The sequence below is a fragment of the Mesorhizobium sp. WSM4830 genome (genome assembly GCF_055811495.1).
Genome location: NZ_JBVVQI010000010.1, coordinates 115,179 through 133,771, shown reverse-complemented (window position 1 = coordinate 133,771; position 18,593 = coordinate 115,179). Strand labels below are relative to the sequence as shown.

Annotated in this window: 18 protein-coding genes and 1 pseudogene; 5 read left to right on the top strand and 14 right to left on the bottom strand. The window is 62.2% G+C overall.

Annotated features, from left to right (window positions below; translation table 11 throughout):
* Positions 1-106: 106 nt before the first annotated feature.
* The gene (locus AC0L2Y_RS15380) at positions 107-760 is read right to left on the bottom strand and encodes a TetR/AcrR family transcriptional regulator (RefSeq protein WP_473557417.1); all 654 of its coding nucleotides are present in this window, start codon (positions 758-760) and stop codon (positions 107-109) included.
* Positions 761-915: 155 nt separating this feature from the next.
* Between AC0L2Y_RS15380 and AC0L2Y_RS15375 the strand changes: the two genes are divergently transcribed.
* Positions 916-1,344: an anthrone oxygenase family protein gene (locus tag AC0L2Y_RS15375; protein WP_473557416.1), complete on the top strand. Its 429-nt coding sequence runs from the start codon at positions 916-918 to the stop codon at positions 1,342-1,344.
* 30 nt (positions 1,345-1,374) lie between these two features.
* On the opposite strand, the gene AC0L2Y_RS15370 is transcribed toward AC0L2Y_RS15375, so the two are convergent.
* A complete protein-coding gene (locus AC0L2Y_RS15370; RefSeq protein WP_473557414.1) occupies positions 1,375-1,827 on the bottom strand; it encodes a MarR family winged helix-turn-helix transcriptional regulator in 453 nt (150 codons plus the stop codon).
* A gap of 100 nt (positions 1,828-1,927) precedes the next feature.
* Here AC0L2Y_RS15370 and AC0L2Y_RS15365 point away from each other — a divergent pair, with 100 nt between their 5' ends.
* Entirely contained in the window at positions 1,928-2,233 is a 306-nt protein-coding gene (locus AC0L2Y_RS15365; protein ID WP_473557411.1) for a Rieske (2Fe-2S) protein, read from the top strand.
* 1 nt (position 2,234) lies between these two features.
* Entirely contained in the window at positions 2,235-2,960 is a 726-nt protein-coding gene (locus AC0L2Y_RS15360; protein ID WP_473557409.1) for a glutathione S-transferase family protein, read from the top strand.
* Between the two features lie 110 nt (positions 2,961-3,070).
* On the opposite strand, the pseudogene AC0L2Y_RS15355 reads toward AC0L2Y_RS15360, so the two are convergent.
* Positions 3,071-3,301: pseudogene (locus AC0L2Y_RS15355) on the bottom strand (winged helix-turn-helix transcriptional regulator); the annotation flags it as partial.
* 160 nt (positions 3,302-3,461) lie between these two features.
* Between AC0L2Y_RS15355 and AC0L2Y_RS15350 the strand changes: the two are divergent.
* Positions 3,462-4,352 (top strand): SDR family oxidoreductase, encoded by an 891-nt coding sequence (locus tag AC0L2Y_RS15350; protein ID WP_473557407.1) that lies wholly within the window; start codon positions 3,462-3,464, stop codon positions 4,350-4,352.
* A 42-nt stretch (positions 4,353-4,394) separates the two neighbouring features.
* On the opposite strand, the gene AC0L2Y_RS15345 is transcribed toward AC0L2Y_RS15350, so the two are convergent.
* The 3 genes from AC0L2Y_RS15345 to AC0L2Y_RS15335 all read right to left on the bottom strand — a co-directional run bounded on the left by AC0L2Y_RS15345 (position 4,395) and on the right by AC0L2Y_RS15335 (position 9,224).
* Positions 4,395-6,314, bottom strand: coding sequence for a potassium transporter Kup (locus AC0L2Y_RS15345; RefSeq protein ID WP_473557404.1), 1,920 nt, complete (start codon positions 6,312-6,314; stop codon positions 4,395-4,397).
* A 157-nt stretch (positions 6,315-6,471) separates the two neighbouring features.
* Positions 6,472-8,385, bottom strand: coding sequence for a potassium transporter Kup (locus AC0L2Y_RS15340; protein WP_473557402.1), 1,914 nt, complete (start codon positions 8,383-8,385; stop codon positions 6,472-6,474).
* Between the two features lie 98 nt (positions 8,386-8,483).
* On the bottom strand, positions 8,484-9,224 hold the full coding sequence (locus AC0L2Y_RS15335; protein ID WP_473557399.1) for a pyridoxine 5'-phosphate synthase: 741 nt from the start codon (positions 9,222-9,224) through the stop codon (positions 8,484-8,486).
* Between the two features lie 115 nt (positions 9,225-9,339).
* Here AC0L2Y_RS15335 and AC0L2Y_RS15330 point away from each other — a divergent pair, with 115 nt between their 5' ends.
* Positions 9,340-9,744 carry a SpoIIAA family protein gene (locus tag AC0L2Y_RS15330; RefSeq protein ID WP_473557397.1) on the top strand — a complete coding sequence of 135 codons (405 nt, stop codon included), beginning with the start codon at positions 9,340-9,342 and terminating at the stop codon, positions 9,742-9,744.
* 10 nt (positions 9,745-9,754) lie between these two features.
* Here AC0L2Y_RS15330 and AC0L2Y_RS15325 read toward each other — a convergent pair whose 3' ends face one another.
* The 8 genes from AC0L2Y_RS15325 to ilvN all read right to left on the bottom strand — a co-directional run bounded on the left by AC0L2Y_RS15325 (position 9,755) and on the right by ilvN (position 18,560).
* Positions 9,755-10,882 (bottom strand): ATP-dependent DNA helicase, encoded by a 1,128-nt coding sequence (locus AC0L2Y_RS15325; protein WP_023720791.1) that lies wholly within the window; start codon positions 10,880-10,882, stop codon positions 9,755-9,757.
* A 147-nt stretch (positions 10,883-11,029) separates the two neighbouring features.
* Positions 11,030-11,362: a nitrile hydratase accessory protein gene (locus tag AC0L2Y_RS15320; RefSeq protein ID WP_352490362.1), complete on the bottom strand. Its 333-nt coding sequence runs from the start codon at positions 11,360-11,362 to the stop codon at positions 11,030-11,032.
* Positions 11,363-11,381: 19 nt separating this feature from the next.
* Entirely contained in the window at positions 11,382-12,041 is a 660-nt protein-coding gene (gene nthB, locus AC0L2Y_RS15315) for a nitrile hydratase subunit beta (protein ID WP_473557395.1), read from the bottom strand.
* Complete coding sequence (gene nthA / locus AC0L2Y_RS15310; RefSeq protein WP_352490291.1) at positions 12,038-12,643, bottom strand: nitrile hydratase subunit alpha; 606 nt, start codon at positions 12,641-12,643, stop codon at positions 12,038-12,040. The genes nthB and nthA overlap by 4 nt, the downstream gene beginning before the upstream one ends.
* 56 nt (positions 12,644-12,699) lie before the next feature.
* Positions 12,700-15,858: an efflux RND transporter permease subunit gene (locus AC0L2Y_RS15305; RefSeq protein WP_473557392.1), complete on the bottom strand. Its 3,159-nt coding sequence runs from the start codon at positions 15,856-15,858 to the stop codon at positions 12,700-12,702.
* A complete protein-coding gene (locus AC0L2Y_RS15300; protein ID WP_473557390.1) occupies positions 15,855-17,102 on the bottom strand; it encodes an efflux RND transporter periplasmic adaptor subunit in 1,248 nt (415 codons plus the stop codon). Before AC0L2Y_RS15300 ends, AC0L2Y_RS15305 begins: the two co-directional genes overlap by 4 nt.
* Positions 17,103-17,270: 168 nt before the next feature.
* On the bottom strand, positions 17,271-17,867 hold the full coding sequence (locus tag AC0L2Y_RS15295; RefSeq protein ID WP_473557387.1) for a LysE family translocator: 597 nt from the start codon (positions 17,865-17,867) through the stop codon (positions 17,271-17,273).
* A gap of 120 nt (positions 17,868-17,987) precedes the next feature.
* Positions 17,988-18,560, bottom strand: a complete 573-nt coding sequence (gene ilvN, locus AC0L2Y_RS15290; protein ID WP_023676680.1) for an acetolactate synthase small subunit — start codon at positions 18,558-18,560, stop codon at positions 17,988-17,990.
* Positions 18,561-18,593 lie beyond the last annotated feature (33 nt).

Below are 18,593 nucleotides of genomic sequence, written 5' to 3'. Positions count from 1 at the left end.
ATGATGCCGAAAGGTGTGAAGCGGTTTTCGGACGACATCATGCTCCATCTCTAGGTGTAGAGCCGGATTCAGATTTCAGGTCGATTCGACCTGAAATCATCCGGCTCTATGGGCCTTGCGGCCCGGTTTTTGCCCCGTAAAGAGCGAGAAACTGCTGCGTCGCCCGGACGGCATCGCCGCCGATCGCCGCATCAGTCAATTCCAGCCGGTCGCCAAGCAGCAGGCGGATCTGCACGTCACGGGCGACCAGCCCGAAAAAGGTGCGGAACGCCGTCTCAGCGTCGGAAAACTCGAGGAAACCAGCTTCCTTGCCTGCCTCCAGCACCGGCTTAAGGCGCCTGGCCAGCGCGAAGCGGCCATTCTCCAGCACGATGGCGCCAAGATCGTCCTTCCCCGAACTAGCATGGCCGACCGCCACCCGGTTCAGCGCAATCGACGTATCGCTGGAAATCACCTTGAGCCAGTCCGAAGCGAAGCGTTCGAGGCTCGCCGTCAGCGAAGCGAGGTCGAGCCCTTTGCGGTCGACCGGCACTACCCGCACCTTGGACGCCTGCCATTGTACCGTTGCCGTCAACAGCCCGTCGCGATCGCCGAACCATTTGTAGAGCGTCTCCTTCGAGCAGCTCGCCCGCCGCGCCACGGCGGTCATGGTCAACTGATCGCCCTCTTCGACCAGCAGGCGAAGGGCGGCGTCGAGCACGTCCTTCTGCCGCTCCGTCAGCGCCTCGCTGGTGTCGATGTCGGTCACAGCGTGCAACACAGTCTTTCCTCAAGAGGCAAACTCACCCGCAGTTCAGATACGAGATCGACGGCGTACCGTACGTTACGGTTCGGCTTATGGCGTATTGCCCGACCCGGCGCAAGCCCCTATTTCTGTAGCGCGCTCCATGCGGGGCATCACGGGAGACATGGATCATGCTCACCGGATTGCTTGCCTTGACCGTTGCCGCAGTGTTCGCGGGCGCGGCTATCTACGTCAGCGTCGCCGAGCAGCCGGCGCGGCTTCGCCTCGATGACAAGGCATTGCTGCAGGAATGGCAGCCTTCCTACAAGCGCGGCGCCGCCATGCAGGCCTCGATCGCCGTCATCGCCTGTATTCTGGGGCTCGTCGCGTGGTGGCTGACCGGCAATCTCGCTTATCTGGTCGGCGCCGTGCTGATCATCCTGCCTTGGCCATGGACGCTGCTGGTGATGATGCCGGCAAATAGGTTGCTGGAGGCGATGGACGCGAACTCCGTCAATCCTGAAGCTCGGACATTGATCGTCAAATGGGGCAATCTGCATCTGGTCCGCGTCGGGCTTGGCGTTCTGGCGACGTTGGCATTTCTCTGGGCCAGTGCCTGACCTCGCAGGTTCCACGCCATCTTCGGCATGTCATTCCGGAGCGGGCGGATCTCGCAGGTGCCCAAGCAGAGCTGACAGCCCATCGAGCTCATCATTGGAAAGCCGTGAGCCGACCAACTCCGCGATTGACCGGCCGTAGACAGCCCACATGCGGCGGCGCGTCTCGCGTCCCTTGTCTGTGACGCGGACTGTTTGCCCGCGGCCGTCATCGGCAACTGGAAGCTTCTCGACCTGCCCGTCGGCTTCGAGCCGCGCCAGCAGCCGGGAGATGTTGTACTGCGCAAACAGCGTGCGCTCTGTGAGTTGGAACGGCCGCAATCCGCCCTCGCCCGCCTCGGCAAGCTCATGCAGGACGTCGTACCAGGCAAGCGGCGGCAGGCCACTGTCCTTCAGCGCGTCCTCGGCTCGTTCCAACAACTGGCGCGAAACTCGCATCAGGCGGGCCCAGGCCTTGATGGCTGGAGGTGAAGGAATCCCGGTCATGATTGCATCGTAAGCGATAGATGCAATTGCATCAAGCTTGACGATCAATGCAAATGCATCTAGATAGATGCAATCGCATCAATCACGAGAGGCAATACCGATGAAGCATGAAATCTGCAAGATCGCCGACATTCCGGAAACAGGCAGCCTCATCGCTCCGTTTTTCGGCCGCGAGGTCCATGTCTACCGCAGCGGCGAGCGTATCCGCGCCGCCGCCAACGTCTGCCTGCATTTCGGTGGCCCGCTCGACTGCAAGGACGGCAAGCTCGTCTGCCAGTGGCACGGCGCCTCGTTCGACATGGCAAACGGTGATCGCCTCGAAGGCCCGGCGCCGAAGGGCTCCCGCCTGATGTTCCTCTCCACCCGCGTCGAGGACGGCGTCTTGAACTATGTCTGGGGAGAGTGAGATGACCGACAAGCTCACTCTCGTCAGCCATCATCTTTGCCCCTATGTGCAGCGCGCGGCGATTTCGCTTCGCGAAAAGGGCGTGCCGTTCGAGCGCATCGCCGTCGATCTCGCCAACAAGCCTGCCTGGTTCAAAGCGATATCGCCGCTCGGCAAGGTGCCGCTGCTCCGCGTTGAGCATGACGGTCAGGAGACGGTGATCTTCGAATCGGCGGTTATCCTCGAACTCCTCGAGGAAACCCAGCCCAATCCGCTTCATCCTGCCGATCCCTATGTTCGTGCCCGGCATCGCGCCTGGATCGAGTTCGGCTCGGCAATCCTCAGCGCCATCGGCCGCTTCTATTCAGCGCCGACCGAAAGCGCCTTCCTCGCCGAAAGCGGGGCTCTGTCGGCAATGTTCGATCGCCTGGAAGTGGAACTGGCGAACGGCGCGGCCGGGCCATGGTTCGCCGGCGAGCGCTTTTCGCTGGTCGACGCGGTCTACGGGCCGATTTTCCGCTATTTCGACGTCTTTGACCGGATCGGCGATTTCGGCATCCTGGACGGAAAGCCGCATGTCGAGGCTTGGCGCAAGGCACTGCACGAACGCTCATCCGTGAAGAACGCGGTCGCTCCCGATTATGCGCAACGCCTCCATGCATTCTTGCAGGCTAAGGGTTCGCACCTTTCGGAAATCATCCGCCAAGGCGATTCGACCATAGCGCTTCCGCAAGCCCGATCGGCTTGAACGGATCGGCCACGCGATCACCGTCGCGGCAACAAGCTGCGGGGGAATCTGTGTCAGCCTCGCCACCCGGCACTGTTTCTGGTCAGGTCGTTGTCTTCGGCTTTTCGGCTTCAGCCCTCGGCAGCATCGAAAACCTTCCGCGCCTCGCGTACAGCGCCGTGATTGAGCTCGGCCCATTGGATCAGCTGATGCAAGGGTCCAAACATCGAGCGCCCGAGATCGGTGAGGCTGTATTCGACGCTCGGCGGTTTGGTCGGAAAGACCTGGCGATGCACATAGCCGTCGCGCTGCAGATCGTGCAGCGTCTGGGTGAGCATGCGCTGTGAAATATCGGGCACGAGGCAATTGACGATCTTGCCGTCCATGGCTGGTTCCCTGGGTGTGCCTACCTCCCGCAAAACTGCCTTCTTTACGAGGATGGGTCAATTCCTATTTTAGTGCTGGTCTCTTTTTGAGACTAACATATGAACCCGCCGCTTCGGCGCAACGTCAGGACCTTTCATGACCGACACCCTTCTTGTCACCGGCGCCTCCGGCCAGCTTGGCCGCGGCGTCATCAATCATCTGCTTGACACGCTCAAGGTCTCGCCTCAGCGCGTCATCGCCGCTACCCGCAATCCGGAAAATCTGGCCGATCTGGCAGCCCGAGGCGTCACCATCAGGACGGTCGACTTCGACGACACCGCATCGTTGGCCAGTGCATTTACCGGCGCCGACAGGGTTCTGATCATTTCGACGAACGAGCTCGCCCTTCCGGGCAAGCGCCTGAAGCAACATGAGGCCGCGGTCGCCGCCGCAAAGAGCGCGGGCGTTTCGCATCTGCTCTACACATCGATGCCCAACCCGGAGCCGGGATCGCCGGTGCTGTTTGCGCCCGATCACCACGGCACCGAGCAGGCGATCAAGGCGAGCGGTATTCCCTACACCATCTTCCGTAACGGCTGGTACCAGGAGAACCTGTTCATGGCGCTCCCGCACGCGATCGCCTCGGGGCACTGGTACACATCCGCTGGAGACGGCCGCATTGCCCATGGCGCGCGCGACGATATGGCTGCCGCGATCGCCGCCGGCCTCGCTTCGAGCGCAGCCGAAAGCACGACATACACGCTGACCGGGCCCAAGGCCCACACGATGGCCGAGATTGCAGCCCTCGTCACCGAGGTCACCGGCAAGCCGATCGAAGTCGTCCAGCTTTCGGATGAAGCGCTGACCGAGGGATTGAAGGCAGCCGGCGTTCCCGAGGCTTTCGCCCCTGTTATCGTTTCCTTCGACACCAACACCCGCTCCGGCCGCATCAGCATGGTGACCGACGCGGTCGAGACGCTGTCCGGCAGGAAGCCGCAGCCGCTAAAGCAATTTCTTGAAGCAAACAAGGCGGCTCTGGTGAGCTGAGCCTGACAAATGGCCGTGCCCTTCAAGGGGCACGGTCATTGTTCAGATAGCCACCTGCGTCCCGATCTCGACGACACGTCCGGTCGGGATCTGGAAATATTCCGTTGCGTCGGCCGCCGTGCGTGCCAACCCGATGAACAGCTTGTCCTGCCAGACCGGCATGCCCGAATTGGGCGAGGCCTTGAGCGAGCGCCGCGACAGGAAGAAGGAGGTCGTCATGATGTCGAACTTCCAGCCCTGTTTGCGGCAGATCGCCAGCGCGCGTGGGATGTTGGGCTGCTCCATATAGCCGAAGGTCAGCGTCACCCGCATGAACAGTTCGTTGACCGTCTCCATCTTGACGCGCTCGCTGTCGGGCACGACAGGCTGCGGCGCCGTCACCACCGAAAGGATGACGTTTTGCTCGTGCAGCACCTTGTAGTGCTTCAGGCTGTGCATCAGGGCGGTCGGCGCGCTCAGCGGATCGCTGGTCAGGAACACCGCGGTGCCCGACACCAGATGCGGCTTCTTCTTCAGCAGATTGCCGGCGAGGAAATCGAGCGGAATCTCGTTCCGGCGCGTCTTGTCGAACAAATAGCGGCTGCCGCGGATCCAGGTCCACATGGTCATCACGATAACTGCGGCGATGGCCAGCGAGGACCAGCCACCTTCAAATACCTTGACTATGTTGGCGGCAAAGAAGCCGGTATCGACGAAGGCGAACACCGCCATCAACGCGATCGCGACGCCGAGCGGCCATTTCCAGATGCGCGTCATCACAACAAAAAGCAGTATATTCGTCACCAGCATGTTGCCGGTCACCGAAATACCGTAGGCCGAGGCCAGGCGGCTGGATTCGCCGAAGCCGACCACCAGCAACATCACCACCAGCGCCAGCATCAGGTTGATGCGCGGCAGATAGATCTGGCCCGACTGTTTTTCCGACGTGTGCTGGATAACGAAACGCGGCAGCATATTGAGCTGCACCGCCTGTCTGGTCAGCGAAAAAGCGCCGGAGATCACCGCCTGGCTGGCGATCACGGTCGCCGCCGTCGCCAGCACGACCATTGGAATAAGCGTCCAGCCCTGGTTCATCTCGAAGAATGGATGACCGACAACGCCGCCATTTGCCAGCACGAAGGCGCCTTGCCCGACATAGTTGAGCAACAGACAAGGGAACACGATTGCCAGCCAGGCGAGCACGATCGGCTTGCGGCCAAAATGGCCGAGGTCGGCATAGAGCGCCTCGGCGCCGGTGACGGCGAGGAAGACCGCACCAACCGTGACGAAGGCGACATCGGGCGAGTTGACCAGGAACGACACGATATAATGCGGGCTGATCGCCAGCAGGATTTCCGGATCGGCGATGATGTGGTTAATGCCGGAAAGGCCGATGGCCAGGAACCACAGCGCCGTGACTGGCCCGAACACCAAACCTACGCCGCCGGTGCCGAATCGCTGTACCGCAAATAGGATCGCCAAGATGGCCAGTGTCAGCGGCACCACATAGGGCTGGAATGTCGGCGTGACGACATTCATACCTTCGACCGCCGATAGCACCGAGATCGCCGGCGTAATGACTGCGTCGCCGAAAAAAAGCGCCGCACCGACGATGCCGATGCCGAGGATCACCGCCGAGCGCGTCGGGAAACTGTTGCGCGCCAGCGCCATCAGCGACAGCACCCCGCCCTCGCCGCGATTGTCGGCGCGGAGCACGAACATGATGTATTTGATGGTGACGGTGACCGTCAGCGACCAGATGATCAGCGACAACACGCCGAGGATGTCGCCACGGTTGGCGACGTTACCACCGGCCGATGCATGCAACGCCTCGCGAAATGCATAGATCGGGCTGGTGCCGATATCGCCGTAAACCACGCCGAGCGCGCCCAGCATCAGCACCTTGGTGCTGTGCTGCTCGACCTCAGAATGGCTCGATTGTTCGATAGGTTCTGCCTCGTTACCAGCATTGGTAAGGGCCATGGACGACACTCCGGTAAGCGGGCGGTGCTCTACGCTTGCTGCACTGCAATATCAAGTGCCGTCACGTAATGGCTCCGTCCCGATATTGCGAGTCCTCCAGACTTGGCAGACTCAGTCCCATCGGCAGACCACCTGGAATGTCGCAACGGACACGTTTTTAAATAGCCACCTGCGTCCCGATCTCAACCACACGTCCGGTCGGGATCTGGAAATATTCCGTTGCGTCGGCCGCCGAGCGCGCCAACCCGATGAACAGCTTATCCTGCCAGACCGGCATGCCGGAATTGGGCGAGGCCTTGAGCGAACGGCGCGACAGGAAGAAGGATGTCGTCATGATGTCGAACTTCCAACCCTGCTTGCGACAGATCGCCAGCGCACGTGGAATGTTGGGCTGCTCCATATAGCCGAAGGTCAGCGTCACCCGCATGAACAGTTCGTTGACCGTCTCCATCTTGACGCGCTCGCTGTCGGGCACGACAGGCTGCGGCGCCGTCACCACCGAAAGGATGACGTTTTGCTCGTGCAGCACCTTGTAGTGCTTCAGGCTGTGCATCAGGGCGGTCGGCGCGCTCAGCGGATCGCTGGTCAGGAACACCGCGGTGCCCGACACCAGATGCGGCTTCTTCTTCAGCAGATTGCCGGCAAGGAAATCGAGCGGGATCTCGTTCCGGCGCGTCTTGTCGAACAAATAGCGGGTGCCGCGGATCCATGTCGACATGATCAGCCCCATGCCGCAAGCGACCGTGATCGACACCCACCCGCCTTCGAGGACCTTCACGACGTTTGCGAGGAAAAATCCGGTGTCGATCGTGCCGAACAGCAGTGTGAGCGCCGCCGCCAGCGCAAGCTGCCATTTCCACCGGAACCGCATCACCACGAACAGCAGGATGGTTGTCATAAGCATTTCGCCAGTCACCGAAATGCCATAGGCGGAAGCCAGCGAACTCGAACTGCCAAAGCCGACCACCAGCAACATCACACCCAGCGCGACCACCAGATTGACCCGCGGCATGTAGATCTGGCCGGATTGCATCTCGGACGTATGCTGCACCTCGATGCGCGGCAGCAGATTGAGCTGCACCGCCTGGCGGGTCAGCGAGAAAGCGCCGGAGATCACTGCCTGACTGGCAATCACCGTCGCTGCCGTCGCAAGGCCAACCATAGGCATCAGGGCCCAATCGGGCAGCATCTGGAAGAATGGATTGGTGGGTTTGCCGCCGTTGGCCAGAACGAACGCGCCTTGTCCGAAATAATTGAGGAGCAAACAAGGGAACACCACGGAGAACCACGCCAGCACGATCGGCTTGCGCCCGAAATGGCCGAGATCGACATAAAGCGCCTCGGCCCCGGTGACCGCCAGGAACACCGCCCCGACCGTGACGAAGGCGCCGGTGGGCGTATTGGCCAGATAAGCGACTGCGTAATAGGGATTGATCGCCAGCAGGACCGACGGGTCGTCCAGCAGATGATAGACTCCGGCGGCGCCGATGGCCAGGAACCACGTTGCCGTCACCGGCCCGAACACGGCCGCCACCCTGCTGGTGCCGAAGCGTTGCACGGCAAACAGCATTGCCAGGATGACCAAGGTGATCGGAACGACAAAGGTTTCGAGCGTCGGGGTCACCACTTCCAGCCCTTCGACTGCCGAAAGCACGGAGATGGCCGGCGTTATGATGGCGTCGCCGAAAAAAAGCGCCGCGCCGCAAAGTCCGATCCCCAGAATGAACCGGGCTCCCTTTGGATAAGCGTTGCGTGCAAGCGCCATCAGCGACAGCGTGCCGCCCTCACCCTTGTTGTCTGCTCTGAGCACGAAAGCGACGTATTTTATCGTGACGATGATCGTTAGCGCCCAAACGATAAGCGACAGCACGCCGAGGACATCGTTGCGCGCTACCGGTCCCGACGATGCGTGCAGCGCTTCCCGAAACGCGTAGATTGGGCTCGTGCCGATATCGCCGTAAACCACGCCCAACGCGCCCAGCATCAAAACTCTGGTGCTGTGCTGCTCGGCCTTGGAGTGGCTGGATTGCTCGATGGATTCTGCCTCGCTACCAGCGTTGGCAAGGGCCATGGACGACACTCCCATAGACGTGCGGTGCTATGCTGCGGGGATGGAAAGAACGCGCTGCCATGCCGGGAACGCACGGCCCATCGGCTCGCCTCTCTCCTCTACCAGCCACAAGCCTTCAGAAACCGCCTGACCGTTGCGGCCATGCCATACTCCAACGCATCGGCTGTCAACCCATGTCCGATCGACACTTCGGCCAATGCCGGGATGCGCCTGGCCAGTGCCGGCAAATTGCCCACCACAAGGTCGTGCCCGGCATTGACCTGGAGCCCTGCGGCCAGTGCGGCGTCCGCCGTCGTTCCCAATTTCTCCAATTCCTTCGCCGCTTTTGCCGAATCGGAATGATAGCTGCCATATGGACCCGTATAGAGTTCGATCCGGTCGGCGCCGGTGTCGCGAGCGGCGTTCACGCCAGCGGGATCCGGATCGGAGAATAGTGACACGCGAAAGCCTCCCTTCTTCAGGCGCTTGACGACCGGTGTCAGGAACGCAGCCTCGGCGGCGAAGTTCCAGCCATGGTCGGAAGTCGCCTGCGCCGGGTCGTCGGGCACCAGCGTCACCTGTTCCGGCTGATGCTTTTCCACAAGCGCCAGGAACTCCTCGGTCGGATAGCCCTCGATGTTGAATTCCGCATTCGGGAACTCGTCGTCGATCAGCGCCCTGATCTCAGGCAGATCGGAATGCCTGGTGTGCCGCTCGTCGGGTCGCGGGTGCACCGTCAGCCCGTGCGCTCCGGCGGCAAGGGCGATGCGTCCGAGCCCCGTCACGCTTGGCCACGGCAGGTCCCGCCGGTTGCGCAGCATGGCGATGGCGTTGAGGTTGACGGAAAGCTTTGCAGGCATTTGCACGGTTCCAGGCTGATCTCGGCGCGCATCTATACCGTCTTTACGGGGAACAGACAGAGGGTTTCAGGTGTTCCAATGGGAACGAAGAAAATCGAGCGCAAGGAGTTTCCGGTTGAATTTTCTCGACGACGTGCCGGCGGTCCGCCGCATCGACACCGATCGCGAAGATCTCTTCGCCATCGATGTCGTCGGCCATGTCACCGCGGCCGACGCTGAAAACCTGTTCGGATTGCTGGAGGCGGCCTACGCGCTGCACCCGAAAATCGATGTGCTGGTGCGCCTGATCGACCATGAGGGTGTCGACTGGACCGATGTATCGGACGAGACGATCGAACAGGGCATAGCTCATGCGGTGGAGCATATCAGCCGCTGCGCGGCGGTGGGCGAGCCGAACTGGATAGCGGAGGCAAGAGCCTTTTTGCCCGCCTCTTTGCCTATCGAACTCCGGCATTTCGGGGCCAAGGACGAAGCCGCCGCCTGGGAATGGCTTGGCGCCAGACCGATCGCCCAGCGCTGATACCGCCACCCTATCGGACGATCGTCAGCCGTTCGGCCGCGCGCGTGATGGCGGTGTAGAGCCAACGCTGCCGGGTTTCCTTGAATGCCCAGCTTTCGTCGAAAAGCACGATCTCGTTCCACTGCGAGCCCTGCGCCTTGTGCACGGTCAGCGCGTAGCCATAGTCGAAATCGTCGAACCGTTTCTTCTGCTGCCAGGGAATGTCGGCGTCGGGATCTTCGAATGCAGCCTTGAGCAGCTTGATCTTGGCGACGCCGCGATCCGGGTCGTCTTCCTCCGGCGAAACCAGCAGATTGATGCCGGGCTTGACCGTCTCGCGCGACGAGGTCATCACCTTCCACAGCGAGCCGTTGAGCAGTCCCTTGGCCGGATCGTTGCGCAGGCAGACCAGCTTGTCGCCGGCTTGCGGATAATCGGCGTTGAACCCCTTCAGCTCGCGCAGCCGCTGGTTGTAACGGCGGCGCGTACGATTGGTGCCGACCAGCACCTGGTCCGCCTTCAGCACCAGTTCCTGGGTGACGTCTTCCTTGCCGATCACTTGCGCCGCGCCATAGTCGCCGCGCATGAACTCGCGGCCCTCGCGCACGTCAAGCGCAAGCCGGATGATCGGGTTGTCTCGCGCCTGGCGATGGATTTCGGTGAGCAGAATATCCGGCTCATGGTCGGTGAAGAAGCCGCCGCCGGAGATTGGCGGCAACTGGCCGGGATCGCCGAGCACCAGGATCGGCGTGCCGAAGCTCATCAGGTCACGGCCGAGTTGCTCGTCGACCATTGAGCATTCGTCGATGACGACGAGCTTGGCCCGCGAGATCGGGCTTTGCCGGTTAAGCGAAAATGTCGGCGACATCGATGTCTTGCCGGTCACCTCGTCCGCTACCGATTCTTCGCCCTTCGGCCGGTAGATCAGCGAATGGATGGTACGGGCATTGACCGCGCCTTTGGAACGCAGCACCTGCGCCGCCTTGCCTGTAAACGCGGCGAACTGCACCTGGCCGTCGACATGCTCGGCGAAATAGCGCGCCAGCGTCGTCTTGCCGGTGCCGGCATAGCCGAACAGCCTGAACAGCTGCGGCTTGCCGGCTTTCAGCCAGCCGGCCACCGCCTTCAGCGCCTCGTCCTGTTGAGGAGAGAATTCCATCAGCGCGACAGACCGGATTCGCGAGGGAAAGACAAGGTGACTGCCGTCACCATCAATTTTCATCGCCGGCAATTACGCCGCTGCGACAGGGTCAGGCTATCAGTGACGAACAGGAACGTAAAGAGAACAAGACCACGCGACCGCAGCTTACACAGCCTGCTGTGGATCGTTCTCCAGAAGGATCGGCTTGCCATGCGGCGTTGCGTGCGCGGCGCGCTCCCAGGCAGCGGCGATCGCGTCCACATCGGTCTTCGCGGCCAGACCTTTCGAAGCAAGCAGCTTTTCCAGCGCCACCAGCCAGTGCTCGTAGTAATCGTGACCGTCGCGCGCGGCGCCCGGCCGCTTCACCTCTGCCGACAAAGCATCCGCCCATTCACTCCACGAAAACAGCCCGTTATCGTGCAGTGCCACCGTCATGGCAAAGGCCTCTGCTTGCCACGGCTCGGCGAAAACCGGCGCCTCGAAACCGGCGGGCAGCATGGCGGCGACTGAGCCCGTCTCACGCCGGCTCAAGGTAGCTCTCCCAGGCATCGATCGACACAACAAGTGTCGGGTCGGCGCCCTCGCCCCAGATTTCGCCGCCGGTGAAGGCCACGGTATAGACCCATTGCGGGTTTTCGCCCTGGCCGTGCGCATTGGTGTCGGGAAAGACAAAGCCGTCGCGCACGGCCTCGACGACGCCTCGCTTGCCGCGGGCATAGCGCGGCAGCCTGGTATGGCCGGTCGGATGAAAATTCTTGGTTCGCACGAGGTCGCCCGCCTTGAACCGCCGCGGGGCGGCGACAGGCCGGTCGCAGGGCCCGCCCTTGGCCAGCACCGCCGGAACATCCTTAGCCTTCAGCACCCGTTTGGGTGTCGCTGCGGGGTCGACTGCGTCGCCCGTAGCCAGGTCGCGGTCGCTGACGAAACCGTGGCGTTTGAGCAGCACCTCCAGCGCCTTGATCCATATCTGGTAGTAGCTGGAGGCATAATAGTCCGCTGGATGCAGCGATTCCCGCGCGTGCCGACTCTCGTCGATGGTCCAGGCGCCCAAGGCGCCGGCGCACAACGTTACGCCCAGCGCCCGCCTTTCCCAATCGGCATGGAAATAGGGTTCGTCCGGTTCGGGCGCGACCGGCCCGAAACCCATCTGGCCGCCGAGATCCTGCGGCCCGTTCATGCCGGCTCCCGCGCCAACGCCGTGCCGATCATGGCATCGCGCGTCACCAGATCGGCGAGCCGTGCCTCATCCCAGCCCTCCGTACCCCGGGGGCGCATAGGCACCACCAGATAGCGCAGCTCGGCGGTCGAATCCCACACCCGGATTGTCGTCGTCGCCGGCAAGGTCAGGCCGAATTCCTCGAGCACGCCGCGCGGATCGATCACTGCGCGCGAACGGTAGGGCGGCGCCTTGTACCAGACTGGCGGCAGGCCAAGCACCGACCACGGATAGCAGGAGCATAGCGTGCAGACGACGAGGTTGTGCGTGTCGGCCGTATTGAACACCGCCTGCATGTGCTCGCCTTGCCGGCCGGTGTAGCCGAGCGATTCGATGGCCGCCGTCGCATCACGCTTCAGCCATGCGGCAAACCCGGGATCAACCCAAGCCTTCGCCACCACCTTTGCGCCGTTGCGCGGCCCGATCTTGGTCTCGTAGGTGTCGACGATGACATCGATCGCCGCCGGATCGATCAGGCCTTTGCGGGTTAGAATCGTCTCCAGTGCGCGCACACGCGCCGCAAAAGCATCAAGCTCGTTGTCGTGGTCATGGTCATGCGGCATGACGTCAAATTACGATCGCGGGCCCCCGGCCGCAAGCACCACGGCTTGGGCCAGCGCTATTCGGCTGCCGCCTTCTGCGGCACCGGTTCTTCCTCCTCGTCGAACAGTGACGGCTGGTCGACCACTTCGACCGGGCTCGGCTCGCCCCGGCGCCGCGCCCACAACCTGACGAGCCAGCCGGAAAAATGCTCCATGTAGACGTAAATGACGGGCGTGACGAACAGCGTCAGTGCCTGCGAAGCGACGAGACCGCCGACCACCGCCACGCCAAGAGGCTGGCGCAGTTCCGCACTGGCACCGGTGCCGAGCGCGATCGGGATGGTGCCCATCAGCGCGGCAAGCGTGGTCATCATGATCGGCCGGAAGCGCATCAGGCAGGCCTTGTGGATGGATTCGACGGGCGACATCCCCTCGCGCCTGAGCTCTAGCGCCACGTCGATCATCATGATGCCGTTCTTCTTGACGATGCCGATCAGCATCAGGATGCCGATCACAGCGATCACCGACAAATCCATCCCCGCCAACCGCAGTGCCACCAGCGCGCCAAGCACCGCCGACGGAAGCCCGGTCAGGATGGTGAGCGGGTGGATGAAGCTCTCATAGAGCATGCCGAGCACGATATAGATGGTCAGGATCGCGCCGCCGATCAGCAGTCCCTGGTTGGAAAGCGAATCCTGGAAGGTCTTCGCCGTGCCCGAGAAAGTGGTCGAGATCGTCGGCGGCATGCCGATCTTTTCCTTCAGCGCATTGATATGGCTCACGCTGTCGCCGAGGGCCACGCCTTGCGGCAGATTGTAGGAGATGGTCACTGCCGGAAGCTGGCCAAGCTGATTAACGGTCAGGGTACCGGCGGTCCGATCGACACGCGCGAACGCGCCGAGCGGCACCAGGCTGCCGCTCGCCGTTCTCACCTTGATCGCCAGCATCCGTTCGGGCGACCACTCGATCTTCGGGTCGAGCTCCATGACCACTTTATAGCTGTCGGCCGAACCGAAGATGGTCGAAACCTGCTGGGTGCCGAAACCGCCATAGAGGCTGGAACGCAACGTGTCGGTATCGACGCCAAGCGTCGATGCCTTGTCGCGGTCGATCACCAGCGTCGCCTGTAGCGCGTTGTTCTGCAGGTCATTGGTGACGTCGGTGAAGGCGGCATGATCGGCGGCCATCGCGTCCGTAAGCCTTTGCGCCCAGACGTTCGTCAGGCCGGTATCGAGGCCCTGCACGGCAAGCTGGTAGGCACTCGCCGAAGAACGCGCGCCGAGCCGCAGGTTCTGCACGGGCTGCATGTAGGTTTCGATGCCGGGCACATTGGCAAGCTGGCGCCGCAGATCCGAAAGCACCTTGTCGATGTTCGGTCGCTGGTCCTTGTCTTTCAGCTGCACAAACAGCTGGCCCTGGTTGAGCGCATTGTTTCCACTACCCGCCGACCAGCCGACATGCGCGACGTAAGGCGAATGGGTGAAGACATCCGCCACTTGCCCCTGAAGCTTCACCATGGCGTCAAACGAAATATCCTGGCGCGCGATGGTCGTCACCGAGACCTGGCCGATATCCTCCTGCGGGAAGAAGCCCTTCGGCGAAATCTGGATCAGCCAGACCGACAGCCCGGCGGTTACCAGGAAGACAAGGAAAACCAGGAAATTGTGGCGCAGGCAGAATGTCAGCAGCCAGTCATAGCCCCGCATGAAGACGTTTTGCCTATGGTCCTCGCCATGCGCCGCCTTCTGCTCGGCTTTCGATAACGACAACAGCCGCGAGCACAGCATCGGCGTCAACGTCAGCGAGACAAACATCGACGCCAGGATGGCGACCGTCACCACCACTGCGAATTCGTTGAAGATGCGCCCGATCACGCCGCCCATCAAAAGCACCGGAATAAACACGGCGACCAGTGAGACCGAGATCGAGATGATGGTGAAGCCGATTTCGCGGGCGCCCTTGAGCGACGCCTCGAGGGCAGAGAGCCCGTCCTCCTCCATATGGCGGAAAATGTTTTCGAGCATGACGATTGCGTCGTCGACGACAAGACCGACCGCCAGCGTCAGCCCCATCAATGAGACGTTGTCGATGGAAAAGCCGAACAGGTACATCACGCCCAGCGTTGCGATGAGCGAAATCGGCACCGCCACGGCCGGGATGACCGTCGCCGTTACCCGGCGCAGGAACAGGAAGATCACCATCACCACCAGCGCGATGGTGAGCAGCAGCGTGAACTGCACGTCGTCGACCGCCTCGCGGATCGACGTCGAACGGTCGTTGAGCAACTGGATGCTCGCCGCCGCAGGCATCTGACCCTCGAAGGAAGGCAGCATCGCCTTGACGCGGTCGACGACATCGACGGTGTTGGCATCCGGCTGGCGCTGCACCGCCATGATGATGGCGCGGGTGCCGTCGTACCAGCTTGCCGTCGTCGTGGTTTCGACCGAATCGATGACGCGGGTCACCTCGCCGAGCCGCACCGGATGGCCGTTCTTGGTGGCGATGATGATGTTGGAGAACCCCGCCGCATTGGTGAGCTGCGTGTTCGCGGTGATGGTCAGTTGCTGTTTGTTGTTCTTGAGCACGCCGAGCGGTGTGTTGCTGTTAGCCGAGGCGATGGCCGTCTGCAACTGGTCGATCGAGATGCCGCGAGCGGCGAGCGCCGTCGGATCGATCTGGACGCGCACGGCGTATTTCTGCTGGCCATAGATCGAAACCTGCGCAACGCCGTCGATCGTCGACAGCGACGGCGAGATCACATTCTCGGCAAAGGCATCGAGATCGGTCAGCGGAATGGTGTCGCTGACCAGCGACATCAGCAGGATCGGCGCGTCGGCTGGATTGACCTTGCGATAGCTCGGCGGGCTGGTCATCTCCGGCGGCAATTGTCGTTGCGTGCGTGCGATCGCCGCCTGCACATCGGCGGCGGCGGCGTCTATGTCGCGGTTAAGCACGAACTGAATGGCGATCGAGGTCGAGCCGAGCGAGTTGGTCGTCGAGATCGAATCGATGCCTGCGATAGTGGCAAACTGTTTGATCAGCGGCGTTGCCACCGAGGTCGCCATGGTTTCCGGCGAGGCTCCGGGCAGCGAGGCCGAGACGTTGACAACCGGGAATTCCGCGCTTGGCAGCGCCGCGACCGGCAGGAATTTGTAAGCAAATAGCCCGCCCAGAACCAGGGCGAACGACATGAGCAGCGTGGCGACGGGCCTGCGGATGCAGAATTCGGAAATCATGGCCGTGTTCCGCCCGTCCGGTCAGCCTCGGCAACCTTCGGAGCCGCCTGATCGCCAGTGCCGGTGGAAGCCTTGCCTTCGCGCACCGCCGCGCCGTTTTTCAGCTTGGTCTGGCCCTCGACGACGACACGCTCGCCGCTTTTCAAACCCTGACTAATCGCGGTGTTGGCACCTTCTGTCAGCGCGACCTGCACCGGCCGCATTTCAACGGTGTTGTCCGGCTTGATCACATAGACGAACGGGCCCTTCTGGCTGGGCTGGACGGCAACCGTCGGAACCGACGTCATTTGCGGCATGATGCCGGCCTCGAGCACAACGTTGACATATTGGCCCGGCCACAGCGAAAGATCGGCGTTGGGCACGCTGGCCCGCGTTGCGATCGTGCCGGACGCCGTGTCCACGCTGGAATCGACGAAATCCAGCGTTCCCTTGCCGATCGGCTTCGGGCCACCGTCCTTGGTCAGCGTTACCGCACCTTGCTGCGGCGCCGCCAGCGCCTTGTGCAGCAAGGCAAGATCGCTTTCCGGAAGATTGAAGTTCACCTGCAGCGGGTCGATCTGCGTGATTGTCACCAGCGGGGTCGACGTGCTGCTGCCGTTGCTGGTGGTGACGAGGTCGCCCACCGCGACGCTGACGGCCCCAAGCCTGCCGGAGATCGGCGCTTTGATCGTGGCGAAGCCAAGCTGGATTTGGTCAGCATCGATCGTTGCCTTGTCGGCGTCGACGGTGGCCGCGGCAGATTTCTGCGCCGCGACGGCCTGATCGTAGGTCTGCTGTGTCCCGGCCTGCCTGGCGACGAGATTTTTGGCGCGCTGAAGATCGGCCGTCGCACTGGCAAGCAGCGCCTGGTCTTTCGCGAGCGTCGCCTGATCGCGTGCCAGTTGCGCCTTCAACGAGCGATCGTCCAGCGAGAACAGAAGGTCTCCGGCCTTCACCATCTGTCCGTCCTTGACCGCGATTGCGACGATCTGACTCGATATCCGCGCGTTGATGCTGACCACGGCAGGAGAGGACACAAAGCCGATGGCATAGCGCCGGACCGGGAAATCGGCCGTCGAAGCGGTGGCGGCAACCACCGAAGTCGAACGCGCGGCATTTGCCGCTGCAGCGGGTTTGTCCGCGGCCGCCGTCTGCTTCGCCGACAGAATCTGCTGAAGACCGCTCCTTGCGCTGGGCGAAAGATAGAGCCCCGCCGCCGCAACGCAGGCTGCAGCAACCAACGCAAATACGATCTTTCCGCGCATCGACAAAAGGCCTCTCGATCCGACACGCCGTTATCCGGTTGCCGCAGTCTAGCTCAACTCGCAGCCTCTTGCCGCGCTTTTGCCAGATAATAGAGGATGCCGAAGGCGAAAAAGGGCCAAAACCCGTCATTACGAAGATTTAATGTGCAGTGCACAATAGAACGGCAGCTAACGCAGCATCGGCCACAGCGTCGCCGCCAGCATCACGCCCATGGCGATGTTGAACCATTTGAGCCGCACCGCATCTGCCAGAAAACCGCGCAGCGCCATGCCGAAACCGGCCCAGGTCGAAATGCTCGGCAGCATGACGACGGCGAACGCGGCCGCGATCAGCACCACGGACACAAACGGGCGTTCCGGATTGGTATAGACGGCCATGGCTGTAATCGCCATCACCCAAGCCTTGGGATTGACCCACTGGAAAGCCGCCGCCTCGATGAAGCGCATCGGCTGGCCCTTCGCCTCGCCTTCGCCGCCGAGCGAGCGCGACACCGCGATCTTCCAGGCGAGATAAAGCAGGTAGAGGCCGCCGGCGATCTTCAACCCGGTATGCAGCACCGGAAAGGTCGTCAACACGGCGCCAAGCCCGAAGCCTACCGCAAGCAACAGCACGAGGAAGCCGAAGCCGATGCCGAGCATGTGTGGCACGGTCTTGACCAAGCCGAAATTCACGCCCGATGCCAGAAGCATGAAGTTGTTCGGGCCCGGTGTGATCGAGGTCACGAAGGCATAGACCAGCAGGGCGAAGAATGCGTCGAATGTCATGGTGTTCCCCCAATCACGCCAGCATCGTTGTCCCTTACTGCGGATCCTCAAAAGCCATCCCGGGCGCGGCCGGCAATGCGATCGATGGCAAAAGCGACGGGCAGAGCCAAAGCCGGACGATCACATCCCTTGCGGGCCGCGGTTCATCGCCGCCACCCCGGTACGGCAGATTTCGACCAGCCCGAGCGGTTTCATGATGGCGATGAACTGATCGAGCTTGGAGCCCTTGCCGGTGATCTCGAAGATGAAATGCTCGGTGTTGGCATCGATGACGCTGGCGCGGAATGCATCGGCGAGCCGGAGCGCCTCGACGCGGGCTTCGCCGGTGCCGGCGACCTTGACCAGCGCGAGTTCCCGCTCCAGTGGCCGCTCCTGTCCGAATTCCTGCGACCGCACGGTGAGATCGACGACGCGGTGCACCGGCACGATACGCTCGAGCTGGTGCTTGATCTGCTCCAGCACGTGCGGCGTGCCGCGCGTCACGATGGTGATGCGCGACAGGTGCTTTTCGTGCTCGGTTTCCGAGACCGTCAGGCTCTCGATGTTGTAGCCACGTCCGGAAAACAGGCCGATGACCCGGGCAAGCACGCCCGGCTCGTTGTCGACGAGGACCGAAAGCGTGTGGTTCTCTGGTTTTTCCGTCTCCTTGGCGATGAAATAGGCGGAGCCGGTCGGTTGCAACTGTGCGTTCATGACATGAATCTCGGTTTCAAACTTTTGCGCTAA